General features: G+C 70.6%; 5 protein-coding genes. 3 read left to right on the top strand and 2 right to left on the bottom strand.

Annotated features, from left to right (window positions below):
* Both ACFOWE_RS01935 and ACFOWE_RS01940 read left to right on the top strand, forming a co-directional pair.
* A partial coding sequence (locus tag ACFOWE_RS01935) for a sensor histidine kinase (protein ID WP_377284995.1) occupies positions 1 to 568 on the top strand: 568 nt, incomplete at its 5' end.
* Positions 565 to 1,029 carry a response regulator transcription factor gene (locus tag ACFOWE_RS01940; protein ID WP_377284996.1) on the top strand — a complete coding sequence of 155 codons (465 nt, stop codon included), beginning with the start codon at positions 565 to 567 and terminating at the stop codon, positions 1,027 to 1,029. The genes ACFOWE_RS01935 and ACFOWE_RS01940, both read left to right, overlap by 4 nt.
* Positions 1,030 to 1,312: 283 nt before the next feature.
* Here ACFOWE_RS01940 and ACFOWE_RS01945 read toward each other — a convergent pair whose 3' ends face one another.
* Both ACFOWE_RS01945 and ACFOWE_RS01950 read right to left on the bottom strand, forming a co-directional pair.
* Positions 1,313 to 1,579: an ATP-binding protein gene (locus ACFOWE_RS01945; protein ID WP_377284997.1), complete on the bottom strand. Its 267-nt coding sequence runs from the start codon at positions 1,577 to 1,579 to the stop codon at positions 1,313 to 1,315.
* Positions 1,580 to 2,145: 566 nt separating this feature from the next.
* A complete protein-coding gene (locus ACFOWE_RS01950) occupies positions 2,146 to 3,603 on the bottom strand; it encodes a GGDEF domain-containing protein (protein WP_377284998.1) in 1,458 nt (485 codons plus the stop codon).
* 1,510 nt (positions 3,604 to 5,113) lie between these two features.
* Between ACFOWE_RS01950 and ACFOWE_RS01955 the strand changes: the two genes are divergently transcribed.
* The gene (locus ACFOWE_RS01955) at positions 5,114 to 6,565 is read left to right on the top strand and encodes an ATP-binding protein (RefSeq protein WP_377284999.1); all 1,452 of its coding nucleotides are present in this window, start codon (positions 5,114 to 5,116) and stop codon (positions 6,563 to 6,565) included.
* The last annotated feature ends 121 nt before the right edge of the window (positions 6,566 to 6,686 follow it).

Below are 6,686 nucleotides of genomic sequence, written 5' to 3' on the forward strand. Positions count from 1 at the left end.
CGGCCGCTGCCGCGCCGCGGTGCAGCCCGCCTTCACCGCCGCCGGGGTCGAGCTGGCGGCGGCCCTGGCGCCGGACCTGCCGCCGCTGCAAGGCGACGCGGCCCAGCTGGAGCGCGTGCTGCTCAACCTGCTGTCCAACGCCGTCAAGTTCACCCCGCGGGGAGGGACGGTCACCGTCAGCGCCGGCCGTGACGGCGGCGTCCGGGGGGACACGGTCACCCTCGCCGTCGCCGACACCGGGGTCGGCATCCCGGAGGAGGAGCAGGGCAGGTTGTTCACCCGGTTCTTCCGCTCCTCCACCGCCAGCGACAACCAGGTGCCGGGCACCGGCCTGGGCCTGGCCATCAGCAAGGCCATCGTCGACGCCCACGGCGGGACCATCGGCGTCCGGTCCGTCCCGGGCAGGGGCACCACCGTCACCGTCACCCTGCCCCTCGCAGCCCCCGCGCCGCAGTCCGCCGCATCCGTCGTGCCGCAGGTCGCCGGACAACCCGGCGCACCCGAACCTCCGATCCCGTCCACTCCATCACCGACCACCCGGCCGACCACCGCTAGGAGAACACCATGAACCCTGTCGAGTCCCCCGCCGCCCCGGCCCGGCCGTTCCCGGCGCAGGCCACCGTCCTGGTCGTCGACGACGCACCCCATGTCCGCGCCCTGCTGACCGACGTGCTGACCAGCGTGGGGCTGGACGTCATCGCCGCCGCCGACGGCGTCGAGGGGCTGCACCACGCCCGCATCGACCGGCCCGACCTGGTCATCCTGGACGTCATGATGCCCGGCATGTCCGGCATGCGGGTCGGCCAGGCCCTGCGCGAGGACCCCGCCACCGCCCACCTGCCGATCATCATGCTCACCGCCCGCGGCAGTGAGCTGTCCCGGTCGCTGGGCTTCATCTCCGGCGTCGACCGCTACATGACCAAGCCCTTCGAGGTCCGTGACCTGCTGTCCGAGGTCCGCGCACTACTGGCCGGGTCGCCACCCGCCGACCGGCCTGCCGAAGCGCCCGAAGCCGGCCACTACTACTGATCCCACCCGCACGGTGAGAGGAGTGGACGGGCACCGGTTCCGCCGGTGAGGAACCGTTCCCCCTCCACCGCGCGGCCGCTCACCGCAGAACCGACCGGGACCGATCTGTAGAAGCGCTTTCACACCGATGCGGCGGGGCCGCTGATGAACCCTCCCCGCAGAGCGGTTCCCGGCCGGGACACGGTCTCGCAAGGCGGTAGAGCTCAGGGAGGCGGGTGTGTCAACGGTCAAGTGCGTGTCGCCGCTGGTGGTCAGATAGAAGTCCCCGCCCTTCCGTAGTTGACTACTTCTTGGTCGATCGTCCGGAGCCTCGCGTGCGGGCCTGGCGCATGCGGAAGGACTCGCCCTCGGCGACCACCACGATGCTGTGATGCAGCAGCCGGTCCAGCAGGCTGACGGCGGTGGTGTGCTCGGGCAGGAAACGCCTCCACTGATCGAACGGCCAGTGCGAGCCGATCCCGAGCGCGCGCCGCTCGTAGGCGGCGATGATCAGCCAGGTCCAGCGGTCGGCCGCCTGCGGGCTGCGGATCTTCGGTGCGGTCCAGCCCAAGGTCTGCTTCCACAACCGGAACGTATGCTCCAGGTCGAATCTGCGCAGGAACGCCTGCCACAGCAAGTCGACCCGGACGGCCGGCAGGTCCAGGGCCGAGGACCACAGTCACACCGGCCGGGGATGGGCATCGCCGGGCAGCCGTTCCACGGTCAGCCGGATCAGCGTGCCGGCGATCACCGGCCTCGAGGACTCAGCCAGAACGCCACCGTTTTCAGTACAAGCCGATCAATCTTCCTTCTTCAGACCGAGCCACGGCCCCGCACGGAAGAGCCGTCGGCACTAGAAGATCAATCCGTCCCGCTTCCATTGAACGTTCACCTACCGTAACGACTCCTATGCTGGTAGAAATCATGACGCGAGTGGGGTTGTCTGGAGGGGGGACCGCGCTCGCCGCGCGGACACGGACGCCATCGGCCGGTCATGGCGGTTGCTCCAGGGCCCATGGATCCGTGTCCGCGCACCGGCCGGCCCCGCATGGCGCGAGACGCGCCGAAGATCGCCGCAGTGGTCCGCGCCATAGGCGCCCAGGGCCACAGCTGACGTGGGGACGCGGGTGAAGGAGATCAGCCGGCGACCGGCAGGTTCATGACGAGCCGGTTGCGTCCGGACCGTTTGGCCGCGTACAGGGCCTTGTCTGCTGTGTCGATGAGGCCGGCGATGCCCTGGCCGGGCTGCCGGACGGCCGCGCCGATCGAGACGGTGACCGCCACCGGCGTCTCTGCGGTGGGCACCGGGACGCTGCTGATGCCGCGGCGGATGCGCTCGCCCAGCTCGTGAAGGTGCGCCGGGTCGCAGTCCTGTAGCAGGACGAGGAACTCCTCTCCGCCGTAGCGGACGGCGATGTCGTCGCTGCGCAGGCCGGCCCGCAGCCGGCCGGAGACCTCCCGCAGCACCGCGTCGCCGACGGAGTGGCCGTAGGTGTCGTTGATCCACTTGAAGTGGTCGATGTCGACTACCAGGAGGCCTCCTATCGCGCGGGAGGCGGCGGTGGCTCGGCGGCCGAGGAAGTCCTCGAGGAAGCGCCGGGTGTACAGGCCGGTCAGCGAGTCGGTGAGGGCGACGCGCCGCTGCGCCTGCAGCAGGAGGGTCATGCGGGTCAGCATCAGCGCGAACGCGATCAAACAGCCGGCGGCCAGGGTGGGGGTGTGCACCGGCGTGCCGCGCACATGCTGGAGGTATAGGAAGCACGGCGGGGCGAGGGAGGTGGCCGCGACGATGACCAGCCTGCCGGTTCCGGTCGCCGGCGCGGCGGCGGCGTGCCGGTCCAGTCGTGTCATGGACGGGTGCAGGGCTGCCGCGGCCAGGACCAGGGGGGCCGACGACCACAGCATGTCGGTGAGGTGGCTGTGGCCGTGTCCGAGCATGCGCTGGATGGCGTAGGTCGTGTTGGCCAGGAAGATCAATGTGCCGTGGGCGTACAGCAGCCAGTGGGCGGTGGTGCGGGCGGCGTTGCCCAGGATCAGCCGTACCGCCATGAGCAGCAGGACCAGGTCCATCGCCGGGTAGAGCGCCGCCCAGGCCGCCGCCGTGGGCTGGTGCGGATCGGCCATGACCGGTGAGACCACCATCGTCCACAGCGGCAGGCCGGCGCCCACGACGATGATCGCAGCGTCGATCCCGTCGGTCAGCGTCCACATCAGGCCGCGCCTGCGCAGGAACATCAGCACCGCGGCGGCCGTCAGCGGGTAGGCCAGCAGGAACAAGACGCTCGCCAGGCCGGGGCCGACGTCAGGAGTCCACTCGTCGCGGCGCAGGTGGAGGGCGAAAGCGCCCAGGGCGGCGCTGAGCTGCCCGGCGGCCAGCAGCAGCCAGGGCAGACCGTAGGCAGGGCGGTGACGGCCGATGCCGGCGACGACGGTGAGGGCCGCAGCGGTACCCGGCACCAGTGCGGCAATCATCGCCGCAGTACCGGTGGCATCGATGTGCCGCAGCAGGTGCAGGACACCGGTGCCGGCCAGCCCGGACAGCAGGTAGACCAGCCATGGCCGGGCAGACGGGGGCAGATCGGGGTCGGATCGCATCGAGGCAATCTCCTTCGCGCACCGGCACCGGCACCGGGCAGAGGCAAGGCGTAGGTGGATGCGAGGGTTGCCGGTGGATGCGCAAGCTGAGGGGGAGGGGGACGTGACGGACCGGTATCACCGGCCGGATAAGACAGGCACGGCCAGGCCGCTGATGCGAACCGTAACCGGGCGCCTACATAATGCCATTGATCTACCTTGAGTAGGCAAGCGTTTCCCGTGAGTGATGATGCGATCAGGCTCTCCAAGAGGCGAGGCGCAAACCCGTCGGTGGCCACGACCACCGGATCGAACCCGGAGGCAGGGCCGGGTCGCACATGGATCACGGTATGCGGGCGCGTCCCCGCTCACACCACAACACTGCGGCATACTGGCTGGTCAACACCGGCTGCCCGAGGCTCGGCCGGCTCCAGCCCGTCCGCGGCGACAGCCGCGACAGCGGTGGGGCGGAGGATTGGTCACGCTCGATGAGGGCAGGCGGGTGCGGCGCCGCTGGTCATCGTATCCGGGTGACCAGCGGCGCCTTCCCCGGCGCAAGGAGGGGATAGGACGATGCCGCCCTACTGCGCTCCCGGCCATGTCTACCACCCGCCGCCGCCCCGGACAGAACAGATCGGCGACGGCGGCGCGGCACGGCGGAGGGATCTTGCACCCGGGGCAGAGGATTCCTTTCCCCGGTAGAAAGCACCTCATCCGGCGAGCGACTGCGTTTCCCTGTGCGCGCATACGGCACGCACCATTTCCCGGGACTACGGCATGCCGAAAATGCCCAGACGACCGGCAGACCTCCAGCCTTTCCAACATTCCCCCTGGTAGGAGCCCTGCCTGTGAGCCGCCGACCACCGTTCGATCATGGGGCGCCGACAGGCGGACCCACCATTTCCCGCTTCACGAGCACACAGGAAACGGGCAGCAACAGCGGTTGACGAATTTCCACTTCGGGGGAAGATCTCCCACCTCAAGAGGAAGAATCACTACTCTTCGCCATCAATCGGTTACCCAGAGCGCGGAGAGATCGTGTTAGCTGTGTGCCGCCCGCGGACGGCGCCCCGGCCCCACCCAGCCCCGGCACCGCGCCGTCCGCGAAAAGATCCCCCGCTCGTCCCGCCCAGGGACCGAGTGGGAGGTGATGCCCACCCGGCACCGTTGCGGTCTAGCGTGCCGGGCGGGCATCACCTCCGCCCCCGGGGTGCCTGAGGGCGGGAGTACCCCAGGGCGGGATATTCCGCCTGATGTCACCGGCAGCTTCCAGGCAGCAGGAAGGAGCCCTTCATGGCGCCGTCGACGACTTCTTTCCCGGCCGGAGCCGGCTGATGAGCGACCTGCCCGAGCCGGTGACGGACGTTCAACGCGCGATCCCACCACTACCCGCCAGGTACGTACGCCGAGGTGTCTGTCCCGAGGTGCCGTACCGGCTCCGGACCGCTCTTTTATCCCCGAGAGGACGATTCCGTCCCCGGTCCGGCCTCGCCTCCGGCGCGCGCCCGGCTCCCCCGTCCCGAGGACTCTCATGATCGAACCGAACATCGTGGCCGAACTGCTGCTGGGGGGCGGTCTCGCCGTCGCGTGCGGAGCGCTGGCCGCGCAGACCCGCACCGCCCGGGCCGCCGTCCGGGCCCGGCGCGCCGCCGAGAACGACACCGCGCAGGCCAGGATCGACGCCGCGCGCCAGGTCGAGGAGGCGCGGCTGGCCTTCGCGCGGGAGGCCGACGAGCTGCGCCGGCAAACCGCCGTGAACGTGGAGTGGTACCAGGCCGCCCTGGAGGAGACCCGGCACCTGGCCGAGCAGCGGCTGCCGGCCCTGCTGGACGCCGAGGTACGGCGCCGGCCCGGCGTCGTCGCGGCCGGCCTGCACAACCCGATGCTCAAGGGCACGCCGCTGGAGGACCTCCACCAGGCGGTCGAGGACCTGGTGCGCGAGGCGCTGGAGACGACCCGGGCCGGCGTCGGCCGGGCGGCCCGCGCCGGGGTGCGCGGCATGGCCGACGAGGCGCAGGCGTTCCTGACCCGGCTCCAGATGAAGATCGACGAGGAGCTGGACAAGCATCCGCAGGCCAGCGCCTACCACCAGAGCCTCATCGACATCGACCACTTCGCGACCCGGAGCCTGCACATGGTGCAGCGCCTGCGCATCCTGACCGGCTCGTGGCCGGGCACGCAGCGGGCCGACTGCACCTTCCGCGAGATCGTGGAGAGCGCCCGCGGCCGCATCGGTCCCTACGACCGCGTGCACTACACCTATCTGCCGGAGGTCGGCGAGCTGTTCGTCGAGGGCCGGGTGGTGGAGCCGGTCGTGGTCGCCCTGACCGAGCTGCTGTCCAACGCCGCCGATTATTCCGGCGACCCGGTGAGCGTCTACGTCCAGCGGGTGCAGGCCGGCTACCGCATCGTGGTGGAGGACAGCGGCCTGGGCATGAACCACTTCCAGCGGGAGGCCGCCGAGCGGCTGCTGTCGCTGCGGACCGCCGTGGACGTCACCACCGTGGAGGACGAGCGCAAGCTGGGCTTCGCCATCGTCGGCCGGCTCGCCCGCGACTACGGGTTCCGCGTCGACGTGAGCGCTCCCTCGGCGAGCGGCGGTGTCAAGGCCGTGCTCATGGTGCCCGACGACCTCATGAGCCGCTCCCCGGCCGAGGAGATCGGTCTGCGGCGCACCGCACCCGAACTCTCCCCTGTGCCACCCGTCCAAGCTCTCCTCCCTGCTGACGCTCCTGCGGATCCTTCCGCAGAGGCTCTCGTCGTCCTCGACATCCACGAATCGACCGCGACCGCTCTCGGCCTGCCCAAACGGCAACCCAAGGATCCCCTCACCGCGCCCCGCCCCTCGGTGCCCAGCCAGGAGGCCATCACCGACGCCGGCGACCCCGACACCCTCGCCGAGGGCTTCGAGCGGATGCGCCGCGCGCTCAGCGCGGGATACGGCACCAGCGACACCGACCACGGAGGACACCCCGAGTCATGATCGACCGTCCCACCGCCGACTCAACGGACATGACCTGGGCCCTGAACAAGCTGACCGAAGAACCCGGTGTCGTCAACGCCCTGCTGTTCAGCACCGACGGGCTGGTCCTGGCCGCCTCCGA

Source organism: Planomonospora corallina, from assembly GCF_042650625.1.
GTDB classification, from domain to species: Bacteria; Actinomycetota; Actinomycetes; order Streptosporangiales; family Streptosporangiaceae; genus Planomonospora_B; species Planomonospora_B corallina.

Excerpts from the sequence above, each read along its gene's own strand:
- ACFOWE_RS01940 (WP_377284996.1), top strand. The coding sequence starts at position 565 with ATGAACCCTGTCGAGTCCCCCGCCGCCCCGGCCCGGCCGTTCCCGGCG.
- ACFOWE_RS01955 (WP_377284999.1), top strand. The coding sequence starts at position 5,114 with ATGATCGAACCGAACATCGTGGCCGAACTGCTGCTGGGGGGCGGTCTC.
- ACFOWE_RS01950 (WP_377284998.1), bottom strand. The coding sequence starts at position 3,603 with ATGCGATCCGACCCCGATCTGCCCCCGTCTGCCCGGCCATGGCTGGTC.